This is a genomic window from Bradyrhizobium sp. USDA 3240, from assembly GCF_054063295.1.
Genome location: NZ_JBSSGD010000002.1, coordinates 6,275,910 through 6,300,886 on the forward strand (window position 1 = coordinate 6,275,910; position 24,977 = coordinate 6,300,886).

At 66.4% G+C, this 24,977-nt stretch carries 22 protein-coding genes; 7 read left to right on the forward strand and 15 right to left on the reverse strand.

The window, feature by feature from the left end:
• Positions 1-45: 45 nt before the first annotated feature.
• On the forward strand, positions 46-360 hold the full coding sequence (locus ACVIGA_RS30380; protein ID WP_456668893.1) for a monooxygenase: 315 nt from the start codon (positions 46-48) through the stop codon (positions 358-360).
• Between the two features lie 27 nt (positions 361-387).
• On the opposite strand, the gene ACVIGA_RS30385 is transcribed toward ACVIGA_RS30380, so the two are convergent.
• Complete coding sequence (locus ACVIGA_RS30385; RefSeq protein WP_456668894.1) at positions 388-1,404, reverse strand: hypothetical protein; 1,017 nt, start codon at positions 1,402-1,404, stop codon at positions 388-390.
• Positions 1,405-1,868: 464 nt separating this feature from the next.
• Between ACVIGA_RS30385 and ACVIGA_RS30390 the strand changes: the two genes are divergently transcribed.
• The 3 genes from ACVIGA_RS30390 to ACVIGA_RS30400 all read left to right on the forward strand — a co-directional run bounded on the left by ACVIGA_RS30390 (position 1,869) and on the right by ACVIGA_RS30400 (position 6,219).
• A complete protein-coding gene (locus ACVIGA_RS30390) occupies positions 1,869-2,909 on the forward strand; it encodes an aldo/keto reductase (protein WP_456668895.1) in 1,041 nt (346 codons plus the stop codon).
• Complete coding sequence (locus ACVIGA_RS30395) at positions 2,906-3,760, forward strand: amidohydrolase family protein (RefSeq protein ID WP_456668896.1); 855 nt, start codon at positions 2,906-2,908, stop codon at positions 3,758-3,760. Before ACVIGA_RS30390 ends, ACVIGA_RS30395 begins: the two co-directional genes overlap by 4 nt.
• Before the next feature lie 119 nt (positions 3,761-3,879).
• Positions 3,880-6,219 (forward strand): Tex family protein, encoded by a 2,340-nt coding sequence (locus ACVIGA_RS30400; protein WP_456668897.1) that lies wholly within the window; start codon positions 3,880-3,882, stop codon positions 6,217-6,219.
• Between the two features lie 212 nt (positions 6,220-6,431).
• Here the strand turns inward: ACVIGA_RS30400 and ACVIGA_RS30405 are convergent, their stop codons facing one another.
• Positions 6,432-7,895, reverse strand: a complete 1,464-nt coding sequence (locus ACVIGA_RS30405) for a catalase (RefSeq protein WP_456668898.1) — start codon at positions 7,893-7,895, stop codon at positions 6,432-6,434.
• 433 nt (positions 7,896-8,328) lie between these two features.
• Between ACVIGA_RS30405 and ACVIGA_RS30410 the strand changes: the two genes are divergently transcribed.
• The 3 genes from ACVIGA_RS30410 to ACVIGA_RS30420 all read left to right on the forward strand — a co-directional run bounded on the left by ACVIGA_RS30410 (position 8,329) and on the right by ACVIGA_RS30420 (position 11,031).
• Positions 8,329-8,832 (forward strand): hypothetical protein, encoded by a 504-nt coding sequence (locus tag ACVIGA_RS30410; RefSeq protein ID WP_456668899.1) that lies wholly within the window; start codon positions 8,329-8,331, stop codon positions 8,830-8,832.
• Positions 8,833-8,978: 146 nt separating this feature from the next.
• Positions 8,979-9,671, forward strand: a complete 693-nt coding sequence (locus tag ACVIGA_RS30415) for a response regulator transcription factor (RefSeq protein ID WP_456668900.1) — start codon at positions 8,979-8,981, stop codon at positions 9,669-9,671.
• 307 nt (positions 9,672-9,978) lie between these two features.
• Positions 9,979-11,031, forward strand: coding sequence for a sensor histidine kinase (locus tag ACVIGA_RS30420; protein WP_456670921.1), 1,053 nt, complete (start codon positions 9,979-9,981; stop codon positions 11,029-11,031).
• Between the two features lie 182 nt (positions 11,032-11,213).
• On the opposite strand, the gene ACVIGA_RS30425 is transcribed toward ACVIGA_RS30420, so the two are convergent.
• The 13 genes from ACVIGA_RS30425 to ACVIGA_RS30485 are packed head-to-tail and all read right to left on the reverse strand — an operon-like array spanning position 11,214 to position 24,961.
• Complete coding sequence (locus ACVIGA_RS30425; RefSeq protein WP_456668901.1) at positions 11,214-11,840, reverse strand: FMN-dependent NADH-azoreductase; 627 nt, start codon at positions 11,838-11,840, stop codon at positions 11,214-11,216.
• A gap of 12 nt (positions 11,841-11,852) precedes the next feature.
• Positions 11,853-13,424, reverse strand: a complete 1,572-nt coding sequence (locus tag ACVIGA_RS30430; protein ID WP_456668902.1) for an isochorismatase family protein — start codon at positions 13,422-13,424, stop codon at positions 11,853-11,855.
• A 17-nt stretch (positions 13,425-13,441) separates the two neighbouring features.
• A complete protein-coding gene (locus ACVIGA_RS30435; RefSeq protein WP_456668903.1) occupies positions 13,442-14,290 on the reverse strand; it encodes an MBL fold metallo-hydrolase in 849 nt (282 codons plus the stop codon).
• 51 nt (positions 14,291-14,341) lie between these two features.
• Positions 14,342-15,232 (reverse strand): amidohydrolase family protein, encoded by an 891-nt coding sequence (locus ACVIGA_RS30440; protein ID WP_456668904.1) that lies wholly within the window; start codon positions 15,230-15,232, stop codon positions 14,342-14,344.
• Positions 15,229-16,347, reverse strand: coding sequence for a vWA domain-containing protein (locus tag ACVIGA_RS30445; protein ID WP_456668905.1), 1,119 nt, complete (start codon positions 16,345-16,347; stop codon positions 15,229-15,231). Before ACVIGA_RS30445 ends, ACVIGA_RS30440 begins: the two co-directional genes overlap by 4 nt.
• Positions 16,344-17,225, reverse strand: coding sequence for an AAA family ATPase (locus ACVIGA_RS30450; protein ID WP_212017331.1), 882 nt, complete (start codon positions 17,223-17,225; stop codon positions 16,344-16,346). The genes ACVIGA_RS30445 and ACVIGA_RS30450 overlap by 4 nt, the downstream gene beginning before the upstream one ends.
• A gap of 9 nt (positions 17,226-17,234) precedes the next feature.
• Positions 17,235-18,257 (reverse strand): xanthine dehydrogenase family protein molybdopterin-binding subunit, encoded by a 1,023-nt coding sequence (locus ACVIGA_RS30455; RefSeq protein WP_021075858.1) that lies wholly within the window; start codon positions 18,255-18,257, stop codon positions 17,235-17,237.
• A gap of 2 nt (positions 18,258-18,259) precedes the next feature.
• On the reverse strand, positions 18,260-19,849 hold the full coding sequence (locus ACVIGA_RS30460; protein ID WP_456668906.1) for a xanthine dehydrogenase family protein molybdopterin-binding subunit: 1,590 nt from the start codon (positions 19,847-19,849) through the stop codon (positions 18,260-18,262).
• Between the two features lie 12 nt (positions 19,850-19,861).
• Positions 19,862-20,341, reverse strand: coding sequence for a (2Fe-2S)-binding protein (locus tag ACVIGA_RS30465; protein ID WP_223969589.1), 480 nt, complete (start codon positions 20,339-20,341; stop codon positions 19,862-19,864).
• A 6-nt stretch (positions 20,342-20,347) separates the two neighbouring features.
• Positions 20,348-21,166 (reverse strand): FAD binding domain-containing protein, encoded by an 819-nt coding sequence (locus ACVIGA_RS30470; RefSeq protein ID WP_456668907.1) that lies wholly within the window; start codon positions 21,164-21,166, stop codon positions 20,348-20,350.
• A gap of 15 nt (positions 21,167-21,181) precedes the next feature.
• A complete protein-coding gene (locus ACVIGA_RS30475; protein WP_456668908.1) occupies positions 21,182-21,625 on the reverse strand; it encodes an SRPBCC family protein in 444 nt (147 codons plus the stop codon).
• A gap of 3 nt (positions 21,626-21,628) precedes the next feature.
• Positions 21,629-22,066 (reverse strand): SRPBCC family protein, encoded by a 438-nt coding sequence (locus ACVIGA_RS30480; RefSeq protein WP_092124412.1) that lies wholly within the window; start codon positions 22,064-22,066, stop codon positions 21,629-21,631.
• A 9-nt stretch (positions 22,067-22,075) separates the two neighbouring features.
• A complete protein-coding gene (locus tag ACVIGA_RS30485) occupies positions 22,076-24,961 on the reverse strand; it encodes a flotillin domain-containing protein (RefSeq protein ID WP_456668909.1) in 2,886 nt (961 codons plus the stop codon).
• Positions 24,962-24,977: the final 16 nt, after the last annotated feature.

Below are 24,977 nucleotides of genomic sequence, written 5' to 3' on the forward strand. Positions count from 1 at the left end.
TCAAGTTTGACGATCATGTCAAGAATGGTCTCTCGGGAGGTTCTCATGATCACCGCCGTCACGACGTTCAAATTGCCGAAGCCGGTCACGCGCGAGGAAGCGCGCAGCATCTTCCTGAGCACCGCACCGCTCTATCGCGACGTGCCGGGGTTGTTTCGCAAGACCTATGTGCTGTCCGAGGACGGCATGACAGCCGGAGGCATCTATTTCTGGAACTCGAGGGGTGAGGCGGAAGCGCTGTACACCGCTGCGTGGCGCGCCCGCGCCCGGGACAAATACGGCGCCGATCCGACGGTGACTTATTTCGAGAGCCCCGTGGTGGTCGACAATGTGGCCAAGGAGATTGTCACCGACAGGTAGCACCTGCGCAGCAACGGCGGAGGTGCTTCACAGCGCATTGAGCGCTCTGCGCGACGGGGCGAGCGGCAGCCATTCCGGAATCCGCCGCTTGGCGAGCCAGTATGGCCGCCAGATCGCGCGCCAGGTTGGGCGGTCGAGAGATGCTGTGCCCCATTTGCGTTGCGCCATGTCGATCCGCAACAGGTCGTGCGCATGCAGCCATTGGCGCGCTGCCCACCAAACCTCGCGCGGCACGGCGGTGTTTCGGATGCCCCTGAGCTCGGCGATCGCGGGTAGTGGATCGTCGAAGCGGACTGCAACCTTTAGGGTGGCGATGCGCCGTCCGCATCGCTGGACGCTCCAGAGCCGCGAGCGATTGTGTGCAAGATTGGCGCCGTAGGTGCGCAGGCAGTTCTGCATGACGTCGGCTTCCTCCGAGATACCCATGGTCGAATTCAGCGGGATGAAGTCGTAACCCTCGACGCGACCCGGCTGCAGCCACATATCTGTGATCTCCTGCGCGCCAAGGCTGACGTGCAGGGAGATCATTGTGTGCCACGCGTCGGCGGCCGCGAGCGCCGAACCGATCTGCATGTTCGGTGTCCATGTCCGGTCGATCAGCGCATGTCCCAGCGTGGTCGGTTGGCGGGAGAACCACGCCCACAGACTGAGGAGGCGCAGTCGCCCAGGATCGGTCCGCGGCGGCACCCGGACCAACTCGCGCGCGATCCAGACGGCGGCCTGCGCGTGCGCGACTTCGGCGACCGTAGCGACGGATTGCAGCCAGATCGGCGCGAGCTTCGGCAATTGCGGCAGATGGTTCGCGATCTGCCGGCGAAACAGCTCGTCATCGGGAAGTGCCGCGAGCGGACGTGTGAGCGCCTCCGGGGGCAGCCTTCGCAGCCACAGCGGAATGCCCGCCGCGGCTGCGGCATCCGGGAGGGAATGACCATCGATGACGCGCGCGAGCGCAGGCGCAGGATCGAGCCCGGTGCGCGGCACGGCCAGCGCAAACAGCAGTGCAGGAAAGCTTGTGGCAAGGTCGGCAAGACGCGTGTGTCGCACGGCAAGCGCGCGGATTCTTCCCTGAGCGTGTGGGTGATATCTCCGCAGCTGTCGTTCGAGCAGCGCAGAGCGTGTGGCCGCTCGACGAGAGGCCAGCAGATGCGGCAAGGTCATGACAATGGTTCCGCAGGCGCGGAGCCGTAAGGCCCGCGGCAGACTGGATTGCGTGTGGGTGTTGCGATTTCACCCGGGATTGATCCCGGGACGCGCGTCAAAAATCGCGCGGCGAACCCGGGAAGCGTGCAGACCTGAACATCGTCGCCTCCTGCATTGGAATTGCGGAGCGCTCCCATAGCCCATTTCCAACTGATAGGCAACGTGAAGTTGTCGATCGCATTTTAGCGATGCGTCGTGTGTGCAATGAGTCTCACCGCGCAGTTTGCGACCAAGGTCCCTTCACGATCCCGGTCAACGACGCTAGTCTTGCGGGAGGGGTTAACAAGAAACGTAGGTGGGAGACTCCAATGACCCAACAACAACCCTCCGGTTCCGCGCCGCTGACGCGCCGCAGGCTCGGCCGCACCGGCCTCGACGTTTCCATCCTCGGCTTCGGCACCGCGCCGCTCGGCGACCTCTTCGCGCGGCTCGACGACGCCACAGCGATCGCAGCCGCGGAGCGGGCGTTTGCGCTGGGCGTGAACCTGCTCGATTCCTCACCGCTCTACGGGCATGGTCTCGCCGAGCATCGCTGCGGCACCGCGCTGCGCCGCGTGGCGCGTGACGATATCGTGGTCTGCACCAAGGTCGGGCGCTGGATGGACGCGTTCCACGGCCGCGGCGACGGCTCGAACTTCGTCGGCGGCGCGCCACATCGCGCGGTGGTCGACTATTCCTATGACGGCACCATGCGCTCGGTCGAGCAGTCGCTGCTGCGGCTCGGCACCGATCATATCGACTTGCTGTTGATCCACGACGTCGACGTCTGGACCCATGGTACGGATGCGATCGAAGCCAGGTTCCGCGAGGCGATGGAGGGAGCCTATGTAGCGCTCGACAAAATGCGCGCCGAGGGCGTGGTCAAGGGGATCGGGATCGGCGTCAACGAGGCCGAGATGTGCGTGCGCTTCGCCAGGGCCGGTACATTCGACACCATGCTGCTCGCCGGCCGCTACTCGCTGCTGGAGCAGCCGGCGCTCGCCGAGTTCCTGCCGCTCGCGCAAGCCCAGGGCATCGGCGTGATGCTCGGCGGCGTGTTCAACTCCGGCATCCTGGCAACCGGCGCGGTTGCCGGCGCCAAGTACAATTACAAGGACGCGCCGCCCGACGTGATGCAGAGGGTGGCGGCGATCGAGCGCGTTTGCCGTGCGCGCGACGTGGCGCTGCCGACCGCCGCGCTGCATTTCGCGCTGGGTCATCCGGCGGTCGCGAGCGTCGTGCTCGGCGCACAGACGCCGCAGGAGGTCGAGCGCAACGCCGCCGCATTGTCGTCGCCCCTCCCCACCGCGCTGTGGCGGGATTTGAAGAATGAGGGGCTGCTCGACCAGCACGCGCCGGTGCCGGCATGATGCGGATCGATGCCCACCACCATGTATGGACCCTGGCGCGCGCCGATTACGGCTGGCTGACGTCCGAACGCGGGCCGATCTACCGCGACTTCGGCCTGCCCGATTTGATGCCGCATCTGGCCGCGGCCGGGATCGAAGGCACGATCCTGGTGCAGGCGGCGCCGACCGAGGCGGAGACGGCGTTCATGCTTGACGTCGCCAAAGGCACGGAGCTGGTGCGCGGCGTGGTCGGCTGGATCGACTTCGATGCTGACGACGCCGCGACGCGGGTCGACGCGATCGCCGGGCGCGAACTGCTGGTTGGCCTGCGGCCGATGGTGCAGGACATTGCCGACGACGACTGGCTGCTGCGGCCGGAACTGGCCGCACCGCTCGAGGCCATGGCGCAGTACGGCCTCGTGTTCGACACGCTGATATTGCCGCGCCATTTGCCGCGGCTCGTTCAGGTGGTCGATGGCCATCCGGACCTGCAATTCGTGCTCGACCATTTCGGCAAGCCGCAACTCGCAACCGGCGACATCGCGGCATGGAAGGACGACATCGCAAGCCTTGCCGCGCGGTCCAACGTCGTCTGCAAGCTGTCGGGCTTGGCGACGGAAGCAGCGCCGAACTGGCAGGTCGCCGATTTGCGCGAGGCCGTGGATCATGCACTGGCATGCTTCGGGCCGCAGCGGCTGCTGTGGGGTAGCGATTGGCCCGTCGTCAACCTCGCCGGCGGCTATGCGCACTGGTTCGCCGCCGCCGAGAGCCTGCTTGCTGATTTGTCAAGTGAGGCAAGAGCTGCGATTTTCGGCGGCAATGCGGCGCGGGTCTATTTGTCAAGCCGCGGGCGGCCAACATCCCGGAAATAGAGCGTGCGGCGCGCCAAATTTGATCCACAGCGCGCCTTGATGAATCATTCCGGGATGGTCCATAAGCGGCGTCCGCGCCATCGGTGATTTGGCGGCGCAACGGGGTGAGAGAGACAGGCGTGGCAAAGATCCATCATCAGATTGCGCAGGAGCTGGGCGTTCGCGACGAGCAGGTCGAGGCGGCGGTGACGCTGCTCGACGGCGGCGCCACGGTGCCGTTCATTGCGCGATACCGCAAGGAGCTCACCGGCGCGCTCGATGACGCCCAGCTCCGCACGCTGGAAGAGCGGCTGACCTATTTGCGCGAGCTCGAGGAGCGCCGCACCGCGGTGCTCAACTCGATCCGCGAGCAGGGCAAGCTCGACGCCGCGCTGGAAGCCCAGATCATGGCCGCCGACAGCAAGGGCCGCTTGGAAGACATCTATCTGCCGTACAAGCCGAAGCGTCGCACCAAGGCCGAGATCGCCAAGGAGGCCGGCCTCGAGCCGCTCGCCGACATGCTGCTGACGCAGCCGCAGAACGATCCGAACGAGGCCGCTGCGCCCTTCGTCAATGCAGAGAAGCAGGTCGCCGACGTCGCCGCGGCGCTGGACGGCGCGCGCGCGATCCTGGTCGAGCGCTTCGCCGAGGATGCCGACCTGATCGGCGCGCTGCGCGAGGAGATGTGGTCGAACGGCATCATGGCCTCGACCGTCCGCACCGGCAAGAAGACCGAAGGCGAGAAGTTCAAGGACTATTTCGATTTCTCCGAGCCGCTGCCGAAGCTGCCGTCGCACCGCATCCTGGCGCTGTTCCGCGGCGAGAAGGAAGAGATCCTCGACCTCGCGATCAAGCCGGAGGCCGAGGCGCCGGCGGTCGGCGTGCCCGGCCTCTACGAGCTCAGGATCATGAACCGCTTTGCGATCTCGAGCCAGGGCCGCAAGGGCGACAAATGGCTGAGCGAGACGGTGCGCTGGGCCTGGCGCACCAAGATCCAGATCCATCTCAACATCGACCTGCGGATGCGGCTGTGGACCGCGGCCGAGACCGAGGCGGTGCGTGTGTTCGCCTCGAATCTGCGCGACCTGCTGTTGGCGGCGCCGGCCGGCCCGCGCGCCACCATGGGGCTCGACCCCGGCTATCGCACCGGCGTCAAGGTCGCGGTGATCGATGCCACCGGCAAGGTGGTGGCGCATACGGCAATCTTTCCGCACGAGCCGCAACGGCGCTGGGACGAGGCGCTGGCCATTCTCGGCAAGCTCGCGATCGAGCATGGCATCGAGCTGATCGCCATCGGCAACGGCACCGCCTCGCGCGAGACCGACAAGCTCGCCGCCGAGCTCGTGAAGCGGCTGCCCGAGCGCAAGATGACCAAGATCGTGGTCTCCGAAGCCGGCGCGTCGGTCTACTCGGCTTCCGCCTTCGCCTCGAGCGAATTGCCCGACCTCGACGTCACCATTCGCGGCGCGGTCTCGATCGCGCGGCGCCTGCAGGATCCGCTGGCTGAGCTGGTCAAGATCGAACCGAAGGCGATCGGCGTCGGCCAGTACCAGCACGATCTCGGCGAGGCCAAGCTCGCGCGCTCGCTCGATGCAGTGGTGGAAGACTGCGTGAACGCCGTCGGCGTCGATGCCAACACCGCCTCGGTGCCGCTGCTTTCGCGGGTGTCGGGCATCGGCGCGGGGCTGGCGCAGAGCATCGTGCAGCACCGCGACGCCAACGGCCCGTTCAAGTCGCGCAAGGCACTGAAGGAGGTGCCGCGGCTCGGGCCGAAGGCGTTCGAGCAATGCGCCGGCTTCCTGCGCATCAGCAACGGCGAGGACCCGCTTGATTCATCCGGCGTGCATCCGGAAGCCTATCCGGTGGTGCGCCGTATCCTCGAAGCGACCAAGAGCGACATCAAGGCGCTGATCGGGAACGCCGACGTGGTGCGCGGGCTGAGGCCGCAATCCTTCGTCGACGACACTTTCGGTCTGCCGACAGTCACCGACATTCTGCGCGAACTGGAGAAGCCCGGCCGTGATCCGCGTCCGGCGTTCAAGGCGGCGGTGTTCAAGGACGGCGTCGAGGAGGTCAAGGATCTCAAACAGGGCATGATCCTCGAGGGCACCGTGACCAACGTCGCCGCCTTCGGCGCTTTCGTCGATATCGGCGTGCACCAGGATGGGCTGGTGCACATCTCGGCAATGTCGCGGAATTTCATCAAGGACCCGCGCGAGGTGGTGAAGCCGGGTGACATCGTCAAGGTCAAGGTGCTGGATGTCGAGGTCGCGCGCAAGCGCATCGCGCTGACCCTGCGGCTCGACGACGAGGTCGGACCGAAGAAGGACAATGCCGGACCGTCACGCGATTTCTCGCGCGGTTCGGCCAAGATGACGTCGTCGGCTCCGCGCAAGCCGCAGGAGCAGTCCGGCGGCGGCGCGCTCGCCGAGGCCCTGCGCCGCGCAGCCGAGAAGAGCGGACGCGGCAAGCCGACCTAGGCAGCGGCAAAGAGGCGGCGAGCCGAGCTCGCCGCCCTGTTTCAAATCGACCGCGTGACGCGTCTCGCCGAGTCGCCCGAGCTGACCCGTCATCCTGAGGTGCGAACTCTTGCGAGCCTCGAAGGATGCACGGCCCCATCTCTGGCTGATTCATCCTTCGAGGCCCGCTCCGCGGGCACCTCAGGATGACGGGGCGGAAGGGGCCGTCCTGGCTACAGCTTGCCGTCGGCAAGCCGCGCCAGCGCATCCGCGACACCCTTGCCGTAGGTCGGATCGGCCTTGCTGCAGTTCGCGACGTGCCGTTCCTGGACGTGCTTCGACGCCTGACCTACCTGGCGGGCGGTGTTGTCGAACAGCGCCTGCTTTTGTCCAGCATTCATCTTGCGGAATAGATCCCCCGGCTGTTGCCAGTGATCGTCGTCCACGCGGTGATCCCAATGTGCCGCGGCGCCGACAATCTCAAGCGGCGGCTCGTTCAGCTGCGGCTGGTCGGTCCACTCGCCATGGCTGTTCGGCCAATAGGTCAATGTCGCGCCCAGATTGCCGTCGGTGCGCATCGCGCCGTCGCGGTGATAACTGTGAAACGGGCATTTTGGCGCGTTGACCGGGATCTGGTGGTGGTTGACGCCGAGCCGGTAGCGTTGCGCGTCGCCATAGGAGAACAGGCGGGCCTGCAGCATCCTGTCCGGCGAATAGCCGATGCCGGGCACGACATTGGCCGGCGTGAACGCCGCCTGCTCGACCTCGGCGAAGAAGTTCTCCGGGTTGCGGTTGAGCTCGAAATACCCGACCTCGATCAGGGGATAATCCGCCTTCGGCCACACCTTGGTCAGATCGAACGGGTTGAACTTGAATGCGTTGGCCTGCGCGTCCGTCATCACCTGGATGAACAGCGTCCAGCGTGGGAAGTCGCCGCGCTCGATGCTGTTGAACAGGTCGCGCTGGTGGCTTTCGCGGTCCTTGCCGACCAGTGCCTCGGCCTCGGCGTCGGTCAGGTTCTGGACACCCTGGCGGGTGCGGAAGTGGAATTTCACCCAGACCCGCTCGTTGTTGGCGTTGATCATGCTGTAGGTGTGGCTGCCGAAACCGTGCTGATGCCGGAAGCTCTTCGGGATACCGCGCTCGCTCATGACGATGGTGACCTTGTGCAGCGCTTCCGGCAGCAGCGTCCAGAAATCCCAGTTCATGTCGGGGTCGCGCACGCCGGTGCGCGGATGCCGCTTGATCGCATGGTTGAGGTCGATGAAGCGCAGGGGATCGCGGAAGAAGAACACCGGCGTGTTGTTGCCCACCACGTCCCAATTGCCTTCATCGGTGTAGAATTTCAGCGCGAAGCCGCGGATGTCGCGCTCGGCGTCCGCCGCGCCGCGCTCGCCGGCAACGGTCGAGAACCGCGCGAACATCGGCGTCTGCTTGCCGGTTTTCGAGAAGATGCTGGCCTTGGTGTAGCGCGTGATGTCGTGGGTGACGGTGAAGGTGCCGTGCGCGCCGGCGCCCTTGGCGTGCATCCGGCGCTCCGGGATCACTTCACGGTGAAAGTGCGCCAGCTTTTCGATCAACCAGACATCCTGCAAAAGCGCCGGCCCGCGCGGACCCGCGGTCATGATGTTCACATTGTCGGCAACGGGCGCGCCGGAGGCGTGGGTCAGAAACGGTCTCTTGATCTCGTCGCTCATCGAAAGCTCCTTGCTGAGGTCAGCAATCGGCGTCCCGGCGCTGAGAGGAGCCGGGGTCAAAGACGATTGCATCGCAGGTGGGTTACGGCCGGCGCGACGGGGAGACCCGGTGATCGACAAATTGTGAACCAGATCCGCGATCCCGCCGCGACGACGTCGCTCCTTGGATGGGCGCAGGATTAAGAAACCCGGCGGATCGATTCAACGCGCGCCACCCGCTGATTCCAGCCAAATGTCCGTCGATCCCGGCCAACGCAGTCGCGGCCCGTGATCCAGCCATTTGCTGTATGTGCCGGCGCGTTCGCCAATCCTAAATCCGGCGTCAGAATCTGGCGCATTTGTCAGTTGAAGTCGGCCTCACGCTTGCGTCTTCTGATCATGCTCTGCATGCGGCGACACGAGGTTCGCTGCGGTCCCAATCAGGGAGGATTTCATGACGAACAGGCTCTTCACGGTTCTCACGGCGGCGACGCTCGCCATCAGTGTTGCGCTTGCACCCGTAGCCTTCGCCAGAGGTGGCGGCGGTGGCGGTGGCTTCGGCGGCGGCCATGGCGGCGGTTTTGGTGGCGCCATGGGCGGCGGCATGCACGGTGGCGGATTTGGCGGCGGAATGCATGGCGGTGGTTTCGGCGGCGGCATGCGCGGTGGAGGTATGGCCTTCGCCGCCATGGGCGGCGGCGGACATTTTGCCGGTGGGCATTTTGGCAGCGCGCGCTTCGTCGGCGCACCGGCGTTCGGCCCGCGATTCGCCGGCGCCGGATTCCACGGCTCGCACTTCTTCCATCATGGCGGCTTCTTCCACCACCATCACCGCTTCCATCGCTTCGCCTTCTTCGGCGGGCCTGGCGTCTATGCCGATTACTATGACGGCTGCTACCGCAGGGTATGGACGTCGTACGGGCTGCAATGGGTCAATGTGTGCGGGGACTATTGGTGATCGCCCAACGAACCGCACCGTTGTCGCGGCCGTCGCCAGGCGTTCCATCCAGCCCCGGAATGGGATAGTCTGGCGGCGACCGTTGCGGGGCACTCGGAGAGTTTGAGAACTCGGGGAGTTCAGGACAACTCGGAGAGTTCAAGAACATGACCGGAGCTCACCGCCGCATTCTCGTCGTCGAGGACGATCCGGAGACCGCCGGTCAGCTGGTCGAGGAGCTGACCACCAGCGGCTATGACGTGGATCTGGCTGCGAACGGCCGCGAGGCGCTGAGCCAGGGGGCGTCGCGGGACTATGCCGTGATCACGATCGATCGCATGCTGCCCGACATCGACGGCATCACGGTGATGCGCCAGATGCGCGACGACGGCATCGCGGTGCCGTTCCTGATCATCAGCGCGCTCGGCGAGGTCGATGATCGCGTGCGCGGCCTGCGCGCCGGCGGCGACGACTATCTGGTCAAGCCGTTTTCCTTTGTCGAACTGCTGGCGCGGCTGGAGGCGCTCGGCCGCCGCAGCGAGACCGTTGCCAAGGAGACCATCCTGCGGGTCGGCGATCTCGCGGTCGATCTGATCGCGCGGACGGCAAGCCGCCGCGGCCGCAAGATTCCGCTGCTGCCGAAGGAATTTCAGCTGCTCGAATACCTCGTGCGCAACGAAGGCCGCGTGGTGTCGCGCGCCATGCTGCTGCAGCACGTGTGGGATCTGCACTTCGATCCCTCGACCAACATCATCGACGTCTATGTCGGCCGGGTGCGCCGCAAGGTCGACGACCAGCAAGCCTATCCGCTGATCCACACGATCCGCGGCATCGGGTACTGCCTCCGTGCTCCTGGCTAAGACCCTCAGGTCGTCGACGTTTCGCCTGGCGTTGATCGCCATCGGTACGTTCGGCCTCATCGTGTCCGTGATCTTCGCCTATGTCTACTGGTCGACACTGTCCTATGTGCGCGACAGGTCCGACCGCGCAATCATGACCGAGCAGGCAAACCTCGACGATGCCTATGCGCGATCCGGCCGCGATGGCCTGATCGCGTTGATCGCGCAACGCGTCGCGAACAAGGGTCTCGCCGATCAGGTTTATCTGCTGGTCGGCCCCGGATCCGTCGTGCTCGCGGGAAATCTCACGCAATGGCCGGCAGATACCATTGGAGATGGATGGACGAAATTTCGAACCTCGCTGCCAGCGCTGCCTTCGGAAGCCGCGCTCGTGCGCGCCGTGACGAAGACCCTACCAGGCGGCGATCGGTTGCTGGTCGGCCGCGACATCAGCGATCTCGACGGCTTCATGGCGCAGATCAGGGCCGCGGGCATCGCGGTCGTCGTGCTGATCATCGGCCTTGCGGCTGCCGCCAGCATCGGGGTCACACGGCGAACGGTCGGCCGGATCGAGTCGATCAATGCGACCAGCCGCGCCATCATGCTCTCCGGCCTCGACCAGCGCATCCCGCTCCATGGCAGTCATGACGAATGGGATCGCGTCGCCGAGAATCTCAATCTGATGCTGGACCGGATCCAGACCCTGATGGGCGACGTCAAGCAGGTCAGCGAGAATATCGCGCACGACCTGCGCACTCCGCTGACCCGGATGCGCGGCCGGCTCGAGAAGGCCTATCACGCCCCGCGCAACGGGGAGGGCGATGCGGCGCTGATCGGCGACACCATCGCCGATCTCGACGCAGTGCTCGGGATGTTCGCATCGATCACGCGGATCTCCGAGATCGAGACGCGGGCGCGCAAGGGCGCGTTCCGTACCGTCAATCTGGTCGAGATCGCCGGCGAGGTGGTCGAGCTCTACGACGCCGCCGCCGAGGAGGTCACCACCCATCTCGATCTAGCGGGCGATCCGGCGGTATTGGTCACCGGCGATCGCGACCTCCTGTTCGACGCCATCGCCAATCTCGTCGACAACGCCATCAAGCACGGCCGTCCGGGCGGACGGGTGACCGTGACCTGCGACAACGACGAGGGTGAAGCGGTGATTTCAGTTGCCGATGACGGCCCCGGCATTCCGGCCGAGCAGCACGATCGCGTCTTCAAGCGCTTCTACCGGCTCGAGCAAAGCCGCTACACGCCAGGCAACGGCCTCGGCCTCAGCTTGGTCGCGGCGGTCGCGAGCCTGCACGGCGCGCGCATCGAATTGCGCGACAACGCGCCCGGACTGTTGTGCAGGCTCGTGTTTCCGTCGACGGAAGCCTAGGGTGGGTTAGCGCTGTCGCGAGAATGCGGACACACGGCTCACGACTCCGTTCACACACTCGCCGTCGTCCTGGCGAAGGCCAGGACCCATTACCCCGCGCTGGGGCCACGATCTCATTCACAATCAAATGCGGTGGTTATGGGTCCTGGCTTTCGCAGGGACGACGATGTGGTGAGAGCAGGTCAAAACCGCCCCGCCATCTCCGCGAGCCGGTGGTGCGCGGCCTCGCGGGCGGCATGGATCGGCTCCGCAGGTCCGGTGGTCGGACCGATCGGCACGAAGCGGACGTCGCTGATGCCGATGAAGCGCAGCGCTTCGCGCAGATAGGGCGTTGCCATGTCGATGCGGCCGCGGTTCATGCCGGTGACGAAGTCGCTGCCGCTGGCGACGATCACGACCGTCGGGCGGTCCTTGAGCAGCGGCAGATAGCCTAACGCCGAATCAAAGCGGAAGGTCAGGCCGGGCTGGATGATGACGTCGAGCCACTGCTTGAGCTTGTAGGGAATGGAAAAATTCCACATCGGCGTCGAGATCAGTACGCGGTCGGCCAGCGACAGCCGCAGCGCCAGCCGCTCCGCCATCGCAAAGGCGTCGTGTTGCGAATTGGTGAAGGTCTTGCCGCCGATCCGGGCGTATTTTGCCTCGAGCAGATAGCCCTCGAACTCCGGCAACGGCTCGCGCCAGAGATTCATCGCGTCGATTTCCCAATCCGGCCGCATCTCGCGGAAGCGATCGAGAAAGACGCGCGCGCCGGCTGCCGATTCCGAATCGGCGCGGGGAGAGCAGGCGACGTGAAGCAGCTTTGGCAATGTGTCCGCCTCTCAGCCGAGCGCCTTGATGACGGTGTCGGCGTTGGTCACGACGGAGACGTTCTGCAGGGCAAAATTGATCGCGGCGCTGTGCCAGTCGGCATTCATGGTCGAGCAGCAATCCTCCGGCACGATCATGAAATAGCCCTTGTCGGCGCCGGTGCGCGCGGTGTGCTCGACCGACATGTTGGTCCAGGCCCCGGTGTTGATGATCATGTCGCGGCCGGTTGCTTTCAGGATGGTCTCGAGCCGCGTGCCTTCCCAGGCGCTCATCCGCATCTTCTCGACCACGAAGTCGCCCGGACGCGGTTCGAGACCGGAGACCGGCGCCGCGCCCCAGCTGCCGCGCACCATTGCCTTGCTGTCGACCAGCCCTTCGAACAGCGGCGCGTTCAGTGTCACGCCCGGCGCGCCCGGCTCGACCACGAACCAGACATGGATGATGGCGACGCCGCGTGCCCGTGCGGCCTCGGCGACGCGGCGGACATTCTCGACGACATGCTGCTGTCGCGCGTGCGCAGGCGCACCGGACTCGGCGAACGCGCCGCCGTCCATGATAACGTCGTTCTGCATGTCCTGGATGATCATCGCGCAGCGCTGCGGATCGATCTGCATCTCGCCGGCGGCGAGATTGGGTGCAGGTGCGGACGATGCGGCATTCGTCGCGCCACGCTTGCCGCTCATATAGGGTTCATGGCGCGGCCCGACCTTGGCCGGGATCGCGTAGACCGAGTGGGTCGCGGTCAGATAGAGCGTGCGGAAATCGGCACCGCCCCAGGCGAGGTTGGCGACGAGCTCGGGCAGGCGGACCTTGCCGAGCAGGTCGCCAGCGGGTGAATAGACCCAAACGCCGCCCGGCGCGGTGACCCAGACATTGCCGCGCTGGTCGCACTTCATGCCGTCGGGCAGGCCCGGCTCGAGCTCGGAGCGGATGCCGGAGGCGAACACGCGCGGATTGCCGAGCGAGCCGTCGGCGCTGACGTCGAAGGCGCGGATCAGCGCCTGCACGGTGTCGTTGACATAGAGGATGCGCTCGTCGGGCGAGAAGCATAGTCCGTTCGGCTGCTCGAACAGATAGCGGTCGACCAGCAGTTTCGGCGCGCCGCCGCCGGGCGGCACGCGATAGACGCCCTGGAAGCCGAGCTGGCGCGGCCGCTCGACGCCATAGACCGGCATCCGGCCATACCAGGGGTCGGAGAAATAGATCGCGCCGGAGGAATGGACGCAGACGTCGTTCGGACTGTTGAGCTCCTGGTTCTCATAATGCGAGGCCAGCACCTCGCGTCGCCCGTCGGGCCGCTCGCGGATCAGCGAAGAGGTCGCATGCTCGCAGACAATCAGGTTGAGATCGGCATCATAGGTCATGCCGTTGCATTTGTTCGACGGACGCTTGATCTCGACCACGCCGCGCCGCGCATCCCACCGCCGTCGTACGTCGCCGGGCATGTCGGAGAACAGCAGGAAGTGATCGACCGGATGCCAGATCGGTCCCTCCGTGAAATCGAAGCCGGTGCCGACCTGGCCGACCGGTGCATACGGATCGATCAGGTCTTCGAACTCCGCGCGTAGCGTGACATGCGTCATCGCATCCGTCCTCGCTGTTACGCTGGAAACCAGCTGCGTTGCGGCAGGCTTTGCAGGACGGGCCCGGGCACCTGGTCGTGCAGGCGGCCGACCACCATGCCGCCCTCGATCTTCGCCGGGCGATCGTGCACCGGCAGCAGATAGCGCGAGCTCGACAGCAGCTTCTTGATCGCGGCCTTCTCGGCGCGCTTGCTGGTCCCATGGTTGCCAGTGGTGCGCGGCTCGGCGTCCTGGATCTCGTTGAAGGGAGTGACGATCTGGTCGTTGAAATCATAGATCACGTCGCCGCAGATCGTGGCGATGCCGTCGGCGGTGTGGACGTGGATGTTCATCGAGCCCTCGGTATGAGCGTTGGCGGCATCGCAATAGACGCCGGGCATCAGCTCGACCGGACCGGTGATTTCGAGGTCGAGGAAACGCAGCGCGCTCTTGGTGTGCAGGCGGTCGATCAAATGCTTGATGTCGGGTGCGGGATATTGCGGGTGCATCAGGCCGGAGACGGAATATTCCAGCTCCTTGCGGTTGACCACGACGGTCGTGTTCATCGGGAATAGATCGTCCTTGCCGGCATGGTCGATATGCAGATGGGTGTGGCAGACGAAGCGGACGTCGCCCATCCGCACGCCGTGACGGGCGAGCTGGTTCTCGATCATGTTCTCGTGGAACTGGAGACCGCGCATGCCGAGCGTCTCCATGATCTGGTTGGATCGGTAGCCGGTATCAACCAGCACGGGGTAGGGGCCGCCGAGGATCAGGAAACCGAGCGTCAGCACGCGGCGGGTGCGGCCGCAATTGTGCCCGAGCACGAGGAAGCTCGATTCCAGCTCGATATCGCCATAGTCCAGGATCTTGATCTCCAACGGCATCTTTCTCCCTCCCAATTCGTGTTCGTCGTTGTGTCCGTGCTCGCGGCGCTGTTATGGCCCGAGCCGATAGACCCGCGCCGCCGTCGTGCTGAAGATCGCCTCGCGCTGCTCGCGGCTGAGCCGCTCGGCGGCTGCCTTGAAGGCGTCGATGAGATCTCGGTAGCTGGTCCACAGCTTCTCGATCGGAAAGTTCGAGCCGAACAGGCAGCGGGCGGCGCCGAAGATCGCGACGGTGTCGATCACGACGCCGGCGATATGCGCGGCATCGTTGCGATGGATGAAGGTACCGAGCCCGGACAGCTTGGACACGACGTTGGGGCACTGCGCGAGCCGCGCCATGCCGGCGCGCCAGCCAGCGCGGCCCTGCGGCGACAGATCCTCCAGCATGCCAGCGTGTTGCAGGATGAAGGTCACGTCGGGGCAGGCTGCGGCGAGACCGGCGGCATCGGCCATCTGCGGCGCGAACACCTGCAGGTCGAAGCTCCAGCCGTAATCGGCGAGATGGCCGACATTGCGCCGGATGACCGGATCGGTGCAGAGATCGGGACGGGCCGCGAAGCGACAGAGCGGGTTTTCGTGCCAGTGCAGCTGCATGCGCACGCCGCGCACCAGCGGATAACGCTTCAGCCGATCGAGCTGCGGACGGACGTCGTCGACGGAGAAGTCGGCATAGGCGACGAGGGCGTGCGGCCAGCCGTGCTGGTCAGCGGTCTGCTGCACCCAGGCCGCCTCGTCCTCGAATTGACCGTTCGGCCAGTTGGTCTGGACATAGACCGAGCGGGTAACGCCGGTGCCCTTGAGGTCGTCGAGATATTCCTCGATCGGATAGTCGCGGCGGATAGGCTCGTAGGGGCCGAAGATACGCGGCTGCATCGGGCCGGACAGCCAGGCGAGATCGGCCTGACGCCAGATGTGATGATGCCCGTCGACAATACCGGTCACGCAGCTCTCCTTGTTGCAAGCGACAGCAGATGAGCGACGACTGCCGCGCTCGATCCGCCGTCCACGAGATCATCGACGAAGCGCTGGATCGCGATCAGCGCCTCGGTTTGCGGCTTGAAGCCGGGCGAGGTCGCCAGCGGCGTCAGCCAGCTCACCCGCCAGGCCCGGCGCGACAGTTTTGCGACGGCATCGCGTAGCGCGGCCGGATCGCCGCGTTCGAGGCCGTCGGAGACGATCACGACCGCGGCGCCGCGGGCATATCCACCGAACCGAGGCACAGCAAGAAACGCCTGCAGCGCGTCGCCGATGCGGGTGCCGCCGTCCCAGTCGCTGACCAGGAAGGAGGCCGCGTTCAGCGCCTGCTCGCGTCGCTTCAGCCGCAGCGCCGGCGTGACGCGGGTCAGCCTTGTGCCGAAGGTGAACACCTCCACATTGCCGGCCGCCTGCACCAGCACATGCGCCAGTCGCATGTTCTCCTCGGTGCGCGCCTTCATCGAGCCGGAGACGTCGATCAGGAACAGGATCTTGCGCGGACGCTGGCGGCGGCGCATCCGTCCGAGCCGCAGCACCTCGCCGTCATTGCGCACGCTGTCGCGTAAGGTACGACGCAGGTCGGCGAATGGGCCGCTGCGCGCACGCCGTCGTCGGTGGCCGCGGCGCCGCGGCAGCCGTTTTGCCGCCTCGCGCGCCAACCGGCGCAGCGGATCGCTGGTTGTGATCTGGGCAAAGCGGCGCTCGACCAGCGCCTCGGCGCGCGCCGCGGCGAGGCCGGATTCATTGGCCTCGTCGGCGAGTGGCGGCTCGTCCTCGCCGCGGCCTTGCTCCTGCAGGCGGACGGTCTCCTCGTCTTCGCCCTCGGCCTGCTCGATGGCATCAGCGCCCCGGAAATGGATGTCGAACAGCCGGTCATAGGTCGCGCGGCGCTCCGGCGGCGGCGCCAGCGTCGCGAGCCCGGCCCGGCGGATGTGCTCCAGGCTACGCGGTCCGAGCAGTTCGATCGCGGCGAGGAAGCTCGTCGTCTGCTCCGGCGCGACCAGGAAGCCGTTGGCACGCAGCAGCGCGACAAAGGTGACGAAGACCTGCGCGGCGCGGGGCAGCTTGAGATCGTCGCTCACGCGGCTGCCTCCGCAATGATCGCATCGAGCCGGGGTGAGATGAAATGCAGGTCCTCCTCGTCCTTCAGCGCGACGCCGATCGAGCGCCTGAAGGCATCAGGCCAGCGCGCGCCGCCCTTGTTGAGCAGGGTCGCGGCCTCGGCCCAGTCGACCGCCTCGGCAATGCCCGGCGCCTTGCTCAGCGGCTCGCGGCGCAGCCGGCCCACCGCCGCGACGACGGCGCGGGCGGTCGCCTCGGCGACGCTGGAGGCGCGCATCATCACGATGCGGGCCTCGCGCTCGGCGTTGGGATAGTCGATCCAGTGATAGACGCAGCGCCGCCGCAGCGCCTCGTGCAGGTCGCGCGTGCGGTTTGAGGTCAGCACGACCACGGGATGTTCGGCGGCGCGGATCGTGCCGCGCTCGGGGATCGAGATCTGGAAGTCGGAGAGGAATTCGAGCAGGAACGCCTCAAACTCCTGGTCAGCGCGGTCGATTTCGTCGATCAGCAGCACAGTCGCGTCGGGCGCGCGCAGCGCCGCCAGCATCGGGCGCTCGATCAGGAACGACTCGCCGTAGATGTCGATGCTCTCTTCGCCGGCTTGCCGGATCGCCAGCATCTGGCGCGGATAGTTCCACTCGTACAGCGCGGCCGATGCGTCGATGCCTTCATAGCATTGCAGGCGGATCAGCCGCCGGCCGAGCACGGCGGCGATCGCCTTCGCCGCCTCGGTTTTGCCGACACCCGGCGCGCCCTCCAGCAGCAGGGGCTTGCCGAGCGCGAGCGAGAGATAGGACGCCGTCGCGATGCCGTCGTCGGCGAGGTAATAGGCGGCGCGCAGCGCTTTCTCCAGCGCCTCGGGGCTGTCGATGCCGACGATGTTGCTGCGGACCGGCATGAAGTGACCTCAGCGCCGCGGTTGCGGCCGCGCGCCGCCCTGCGCCCGAATCGCGCGCAGCACCTTCTCCGGCGTGATCGGCAGATCGTCGATCCGGACGCCGACCGCATTGAAGATCGCGTTCGCGACGGCAGGCAGTACCGGATTGGCGCACATCTCGCCCGGTCCCTTGGCGCCGAACGGGCCGTCGGGTGCCGGGCGTTCCAGCACCGCGATGTCGTGCGGGCAGATGTCGCCGGGACCCGGCATCAGATATTCGACGAAATCGCGCGGGCCATGCACTGGCTCCGGATAATAGGGCTCCGGCGTCTCGTAGAGCGCGTGGCTGACGCCCATCCAGGCGCCGCCGACCAGCTGCTGCTCGACCAGCCGCGGATTGAGTGCGCGGCCGAGCTCATAGGCCGAGTCCATCCGGACCATGTCGACCTCGCCGGTCTCGTCGTCGACCTCGACCTCGGCGACGAGGCAGGCATGCGCATAACATGTCGCCGGCGACATCTCGCCCGTTTCAGGATCGACGTCGGACAGCGGCACCAGGAAGATGCCACGGCCGGAGATCGTCTTGCCCTGCTTGAACTGTGCGGCGATCGCGACGTCCTTGGTCGAGATCGAGCGGTGCGGTGCGCCCTTGACGTGGATATTTCCGCGGCCATCGGTCTCGAGATCGGCGGCGTTCACCTCCAGCTCCTCGGCGGCGGCCTCCATCATCACGCCGCGCGCTTCCCGCGCCGCCGCCATCACGGCGTTGCCGACGCGATGGGTGCCGCGCGAGGCGAACGAGCCCATGCAGTGCGGGCCGGTGTCGGAATCAGCAGTGTCGACATAGACGTCCTCGACCGGCACGCCGAGCGTCTCGGCGCAGATCTGCCGCGTCACCGACTTCATGCCCTGACCGAGATCGATCGAGGACAGTGCCACGGTGAACTTGCCGCTCGGGTTGGAATGCACCAACGCCTGGCTCGGATCGCCGCCGAGATTCATGCCGATGGGATAGTTGACCGACGCGATGCCGCGTCCGCGGTGCCTTGTCATGGTCAGCGCCTCCTGGTGCCGAAGACGGAAGAGAAGCGGGTGGCGCCGTGCGACGGCGCGCTCGGCCGCGGTGGCGGAGGTGATGTTGGCGGTGAGGGAGGCGGCGGAGGCGGCTCGCGGGTCGCGGCCGGCGCGCGGTCATACGTCGTGCGCTGCTGGGCCGGTGCGGCCACCGGTGCATGCGATTCCCGCGGCGTCAGCGTCACGGCGGCGCGGATCCCGCCACCATCCTTGCGCGACGACATCCGCTTGAACTCCTCGCGGAGCGGCCATTTCGCCTTCTCCGCGGCGACCTGCACGCATTCGATCAGCGCGGTGTTCTTGGCCTCGCGGCGGTGCGCCTTCATGTCGCCGTCGCGATACGCATTGAGAATCCGGAACTCCATCGGGTCCATGCCGACGAGATGGGCGAGCTTGTCCATCTGGCATTCGATGGCGAAATCCATCGCCGTGACGCCGAAGCCGCGCATCGCCGTCGCGGGCGTGCGGTTGGTGAAGACGCAGTAGACGTCGCCATGGACGTTCGGGATCGTGTAAGGGCCTGGCAGGTGCGCGGCGCATTTCACCGCCGCGTAGCTCGACAGCCGCGTATAGGCGCCGCTGTCGAAATAGGCCCGCAACTTGCGGGCGACGACGCGGCCGTCGCGCATCACGCCGTCCTTGATGTAGATGCGCTCGGCGCCGCGCGGCGGGCCGTATTGCATCTCCTCCTCGCGCCCGAACACGTAGCGCACCGGGCGCCCGGTCAGCATCGCGCCGAGGATGCAGAGCGGCTCGGTCAGGGTATCGACCTTGCCGCCGAAGCCGCCGCCGACAGTGCCGCCAATGAAGTGGAAGGTGTTGGAGGGCACATCGAGGATCTTGGCGCAGGTGTCGACCGAGAAGAACAGCGCCTGCGTCGAGGTGTAGACGATGTAGCGGCCGTTGGTGTCGGGCGCGGCGATCGAACCGTTGGTTTCGGTCGGCGCATGCTCGATCGGTGACATCTGGTAGCGCTGCTCCAGCACATGGTCGGCCGTGGCGAGCGCGCGGTCGGCGTCGCCGAAGCGCAACTGCTGGCGATCATAGGTCTCGTGATAAGTGAAGGTGTTCTTCGGATAGGTCTCGTTGACCACGGGCGCGCCGGGCTTCAGGGCATCCTCGACATCGAACACCGCCGGCAGCGGCTCATAGTCGATCTTCACCTTGGCAATGGCCTCAAAGGCCTCGCGCGGGCTGTCGGCGACGATCGCGACGATCGGCTCGCCCTTGTAGCGCACCTTGTCGACCGCGAGCGATGGCTCGTCGTCCTTGCCGAAATTGATCAGGCTGAGCAGCGTGTTCAAATTGTGCGGCACGTCGGAGGCGCGGATCACGCGCCGCACGCCCTGCGACCGCTCGGCTTCGGAGGTATCGATGCGGCGCAGTCGTGCATGAGAGTGGGCGCTGCGGACCACCTTCAGGTGCAGCATGCCCTGTAGCTTGTGGTCGTCGAAATAGGGCGAGGTGCCGGTGACATGGCCGAGCATGTCCTGGCGCTGCGTGCCCTTGCCGATTTCTTTCAGATTGTCGTCGCGCTCGTCGGCGAAGAGGTCCTTGCGCAATTCCAGCATGGCACTGTTTCCTTACGCGCGGGCCCGGCCGCCGGATGCGGCTGCCAGCACGGCGTTGATGATCGGCTCATAGCCGGTGCAGCGGCAGATATTGCCGGAGATCGCCTCGACGACCTCGGCGCGGCTCGGCTGCGGATTGCGGTCGAGCAGTGCTTTCGCGGCCATCAGCATGCCCGGCGTGCAATAGCCGCACTGCGCGGCGAAATTGTCGGCGAAGGCGCGTTGCAGCGGGTGGAGATTGGGGCCGTCCTTGATGCCGTCGAGCGTCTCGACCGAACGGCCGGCGACCGTTTCGGCAAGCGTCAGACAGGAGAGATGCAATTCGCCGTCGATCAGCACGCTGCAGGTGCCGCAGCCACCCTGGCCGCAGCCGAATTTCGGCGTCATGTCACCGATCAGCTCGCGCAGCGCGACCAGAAGGTTGGTGCCGCCGTCGACGAAGATCGCGACGTCACGACCGTTATGCTGGAATTGCAGAGGGGTCTTGGTCATGACGATCTATTCCTGACCGGACAACAGGCGCCGGAGGTGCACGCCGACGATCTCGCGACGATACCAGGCGCTGGCGAGCGCATTGTCGCCGGGCGAAGTTCCTTCGACCGCTGCCGCGGCGGCTGCGCTGATCGCGGAGGCGTCGAGCGCGCGGCCTTCCAGCGCGCGCTCGGCGGCGCGGGCGCGGATTGGCGTCGGCGCCATCGAGCCGAGCGCGACGCGGGCGCCGACGATTCGGCTGCCGTTGACCGGTAGATGGGCAGCGAGCGTGATCACTGCGCCGCCCTTGGGCTTGATCCGCGCGATCTTGCGGTAGCGGAAGGCCTCAGCGCTGCCGGGCTTGGCAAAGGAGATCGCGAGCACCAGCGTGCCGGCCTGCCGGTCGCGCGATTGCAAAAATTCCTCGATTGCGATCTCGCGGCCGCCGAGCCCCCCCTGCACCGACACGACGGCGTCGAGCGCGAGCATCGCGACCGTGAAGTCGCCGTACGGCACCGGCGCGAACAGATTGCCGCCGACCGTGCCCATGTTGCGCACCGCCGGTCCACCGATCGAGCGTGCAGGGGCGTGCAGGAAGCCGAGATCGCGCTCGGCCAGGATGCGCGCGAAGGTGACGCCGGCGCCGAGCACGATGCGCGAGCCGGCCGCGTCGATCCTTGTCAGCGCCTGGTCGCTGGCGCGCACGACGGTCGAGATCGAGATGTCGCCCTCGTTCAGCGCTCGCATCACCAACGTGCCGCCGCCGAGATAGCGCGCGCTGCGATCCGACGACAGCGCCGCCGCGGCGTCTTGGGTGCTGGTGAAGGTCTTCACCGTGACTGGCATGATGTCCTACCCCGCTTACGCGGCCTCCTTCAGATGTCGGCGGATGGCGTCGAAGCCGGCCTGGTAGATGTCTTCCGAAACCATCTGCGTGATGCGATCCCTGTCTTCGGTCCGCGTCACGAAGCGCGATTCCCAGTGCCAGAAGGTGCGGTCGCCGTCGGTGACCGGCAACAGGCGAACATGCGCTACGTAGTTGAACATCGGGACTGGCGTATCGAGCAGGCAGTAGCTGAAGCTCTGCTCCAGGTCGGACAGCGCCAGCAACTGTTCGCGCAGCTCGGAGCCGTCCTTCAGCTTGAAGCGCCTGACACAGCCGATCTTGTCGGACGGCTGCGCCCGCTCGATGCCGCTGGTCGCGACCGCCGGGTGCCAGCGGTCATGGCCGTTGAAATCGCGCAGCACGGCCCACACCGTATCGGTCGGTGCATCCAGGATCGTGCTTTTGACGATGTGCGGCACGGCCTATCCCCCGAACGCCCGCTTCAGCGCGTCGAACCCGCCCTGGAACACCCCGCCGCCGATATTGTTGACAAGCTCCGCCTCGCGCTCCGGCGCGCAGTCGAACTCGGCCGTCCATTCCATGAACGTCTGGTCGCCGTCGGTGACCGGCGTCAGCCGCAGCGTCGCGACGTAGTTCTCGACGCCCATCGGCGATTCCAGGATCGAGTAGGTGCAGAACATGTCGTAGTCGGACAGGCCAAGAAGCTTCTCGCGGATGCGATCGCCGTTGCGCAGGCGGAAATCCCTGACGCAGCCGATCTTGTCGGAGGGTTCGCCGCCCTCGATCCGGCTCTCCGCGATCGCGGGATGCCAGTTCGGCAGCCCGTTGAAATCGCGGACGCGAGCCCACACCCGGTCGTTGCGGGCGTTGACGACGGTGGAGACGTAAACCCGTGCCATGTTGCGAGCTCAGTCCTTCTTGCGCGGCGTGCGTTCGGGGCGCGGCTCGCCGCCGCCCTCGGGCGCTGCCGGTTTGGCGTCGCCGCCGCTCTTGCGTGCGGACTCCTTGATGCCTTGCATGTCTCGGGCCTCGCGGATCAGGCCGGGCATCTTGGCGAGGCTGCCGCCCTCGACGCCGATGTCGGAGAGGATCGAGTCGATCAGCGGCGCCTGCACCCGGTAACGCAGCGCCGAGTCGATCACCTCGTCGGTGGCGCTGCGGCCGGAGCCGTTGCCATTGCCATTGAGCCCGTCGACCTGGAGGATCCGAATGCCCTCGATCTTCTCCATCGGCTTGACGCTCTCGCGCACGATGCCCTCGATCCGGTCGAGCAGCTTGCGGCGGAACAGTGAGTAGCGGGCCTGGTCGGTCAGCACGTTCTCGGCCTCGTTGAGCAGGCGCTGCGCCTCGGCCTCGACCGTAGCACGGACCCGTTCGGCGCCGGCCGCGATCCTGGTTTCCTCGGCCTGCTTCTCGGCAAGCAGCACCTCGACGGTCTTGCGCCGCTTGGCAATCTCGCTCTCGCGCGCGGTGACGACACGCTCGGCCGCCTCGGTGGCGTGGACCCTGGCGTCCTCGGCGGCGGCGCGCGCCGCGGATTCCTCCAGCGACTTCTGGTGCAGCGCGATCGCCTTCTCCATCAAGGCGGTCTCGACGTCCTTCTCCCTGTTGACCTCGAGCTTGCGCAGCTCGCGTTCGCGGCCGACCCTCGCCTCGTCGAGACCGCGGTCGGAGGCGATGCGGGCGCGCTCGACCTCTTCACGCGCCGCGATCTCGGCCTCCTGCAGCGATTGATTGCGGGCGACTTCGAGCTGCTCGATCGAGCGGCGCCGTTCGATCCGCGCCGCCTCCAGTGCCTGCTCGCGGGTCACATCAGTGGTCTCGACCTCCTTGCGGGCCGTGATCTCGGCCTGCTTGACCTGCCGGTCGGCATCGATCCGCTCCGAGCGCTTGGCGGCGAGCGCGATCACGCGCTCCTCGTCGGCGAGCTCGATCGCTCGCTTCTGGTCGATGTTGAGCACTTCGCGGGTCCTGGAGGAGGTGATCCGCTCGCTCTCCAGTGCCAGCTCGACATCGATCCGCTGCCGTTCGACCGCGTCGCGGCGCTTCAGCTCGGCGGCCTCGATCGCTCCGGTGCGCTCGATCTCGAGCGCGCGGGTCTCGCGTTCGGCACGGATGCGCTGCGCGGCGACCGACTTCTCTTGCGAAATGCGTGCCGCCTCGATCGATTCGCGCGAGGCGATGTCGGCTTCCTCGATCGCGCGGGTACGTGCGATCTCGAGTGCCCGGACGTGCTCCTCCTGCGCGATCCGCGACGCCTCGGTGGCGTCGCGCGCGGTGATCCCGGCGATCTCGATCGCCTGGTTGCGCTCGATCTCGAGCTTGCGGGTGGTGTGGTCGGCGGCGATGCGCTCGGCGGCCAGCGTTTTCTCTCTGGTGATCCGGGCGGCCTCGACCGACTTCTGCGCCTCGATCTCGGCTTCCTGGATGGTTCGCACCTGCTGGATCTCCAGCGCGCGGGTCCGCTCGTCGGAGGCGATGCGCTCGACGTTGACCGTCATGGTCTGGGCGATGCGCGCCTTCTCGGTGGCCTCGCGGGCCGCTATCTCGGCTTCCTCGACCGCGCGGGTGCGCTCGATCTCGCGCCGGCGGGTCTCTTCCTCATTGGCAATGCGGGCGTCGGTGACGACACGGTCCTGCTGAATGCGGGCCTTTTCAATCGATTCTCGGGCGGCGATCTCGGCTTCCTCGACGGTACGCATCCGCTCGATCTCGCGCTGGCGCACCTCACGCTCTGATGCGATACGTGTGGTGTCGACCGAGCGCTGATTGGCGATCCGGGCCTTCTCGATCTCCTCACGCGCCAGCAATTCGCGTTCTTCGACCGCGCGGGTGCGCTCGATCTCCCGGTGCCGGGTCTCGCGCTCGGACGCGATCCGGGCTTCGGTGATGGCCTGCTCGTTGGCAATGCGCGCCTTTTCGATGGCTTCGCGCGCGGTGATCTGGGCCTGCTCGGCCTCGGTCTCGCGCAGCGCGCGCTCACGCGCGACCTCGGTGCGCTGCAGGGCGCGGCGCATCTCGATGTCGCGTTCCTGCTCGAGGCGGGCGGTCTCGCTCTCGCGCTCGATGTCCAGCGCCTGCCGCTCGGCCTCCAGGTTGCGGGAACGGATCTTGATCATCGAGTCCTGCTCGATGTCGTTGCGCAGCTTGCGCTTGGCCTCGATGTCCTCCATCAGGCGGGTGAGGCCTTCGGCGTCGAAGCGGTTCGAGGGGTTGAAATATTCGAGGTCGGTCTGGTCGAGATCGGTGATCGCGACCGACTCGAGCTCGAGGCCGTTTTGCGCCAGCGCTTCCGCGGCATTGGCCTTGACGCGGGCGACATAGTCGCCGCGCTGCTCGTGCATCTGCTCCATCGTCATCTCTGACGCAACCGAGCGGATCGCGGAGATGAACTTGCCGGAGAGCAGGGTGTGCAGCTGTTCGGGTTCCATGGTGCGGCGGCCGAGCGTGGCGGCGGCGATCGAGACGGCTTCGCGGGTCGCCTGCACCCGGACGTAGAAATCGGCCTCGATGTCGACGCGCATGCGGTCGCGGGTAATGACGGCATCCTGCCTGGAGCGCACGATCCCCATCGGCAGCACGTTCATGTTGACAGGCGTGTAGTCGTGGATGAACGGCAGCACGAAGGCGCCGCCATTGATCACCACACGTTCGCCGAGGAAACCGGTCCGGACGAAGGAGGTTTCCTTCGATGAGCGGTGGTAGAGCCAGTTCACCACATAGACGACGATGACGATCGCGACGATTGCGACGATGAGCCAGAGGATCAATTCACCGACCAGCATCCCCGACATCTCTTCCTCCCTTGGT

Excerpts from the sequence above, each read along its gene's own strand:
- ACVIGA_RS30380 (WP_456668893.1), top strand. The coding sequence starts at position 46 with ATGATCACCGCCGTCACGACGTTCAAATTGCCGAAGCCGGTCACGCGC.
- ACVIGA_RS30390 (WP_456668895.1), top strand. The coding sequence starts at position 1,869 with ATGACCCAACAACAACCCTCCGGTTCCGCGCCGCTGACGCGCCGCAGG.
- ACVIGA_RS30395 (WP_456668896.1), top strand. The coding sequence starts at position 2,906 with ATGATGCGGATCGATGCCCACCACCATGTATGGACCCTGGCGCGCGCC.
- ACVIGA_RS30405 (WP_456668898.1), bottom strand. The coding sequence starts at position 7,895 with ATGAGCGACGAGATCAAGAGACCGTTTCTGACCCACGCCTCCGGCGCG.
- ACVIGA_RS30410 (WP_456668899.1), top strand. The coding sequence starts at position 8,329 with ATGACGAACAGGCTCTTCACGGTTCTCACGGCGGCGACGCTCGCCATC.
- ACVIGA_RS30415 (WP_456668900.1), top strand. The coding sequence starts at position 8,979 with ATGACCGGAGCTCACCGCCGCATTCTCGTCGTCGAGGACGATCCGGAG.
- ACVIGA_RS30430 (WP_456668902.1), bottom strand. The coding sequence starts at position 13,424 with ATGACGCATGTCACGCTACGCGCGGAGTTCGAAGACCTGATCGATCCG.
- ACVIGA_RS30435 (WP_456668903.1), bottom strand. The coding sequence starts at position 14,290 with ATGCCGTTGGAGATCAAGATCCTGGACTATGGCGATATCGAGCTGGAA.
- ACVIGA_RS30450 (WP_212017331.1), bottom strand. The coding sequence starts at position 17,225 with ATGCCGGTCCGCAGCAACATCGTCGGCATCGACAGCCCCGAGGCGCTG.
- ACVIGA_RS30455 (WP_021075858.1), bottom strand. The coding sequence starts at position 18,257 with ATGACAAGGCACCGCGGACGCGGCATCGCGTCGGTCAACTATCCCATC.
- ACVIGA_RS30460 (WP_456668906.1), bottom strand. The coding sequence starts at position 19,849 with ATGCTGGAATTGCGCAAGGACCTCTTCGCCGACGAGCGCGACGACAAT.
- ACVIGA_RS30465 (WP_223969589.1), bottom strand. The coding sequence starts at position 20,341 with ATGACCAAGACCCCTCTGCAATTCCAGCATAACGGTCGTGACGTCGCG.
- ACVIGA_RS30470 (WP_456668907.1), bottom strand. The coding sequence starts at position 21,166 with ATGCCAGTCACGGTGAAGACCTTCACCAGCACCCAAGACGCCGCGGCG.
- ACVIGA_RS30480 (WP_092124412.1), bottom strand. The coding sequence starts at position 22,066 with ATGGCACGGGTTTACGTCTCCACCGTCGTCAACGCCCGCAACGACCGG.
- ACVIGA_RS30485 (WP_456668909.1), bottom strand. The coding sequence starts at position 24,961 with ATGTCGGGGATGCTGGTCGGTGAATTGATCCTCTGGCTCATCGTCGCA.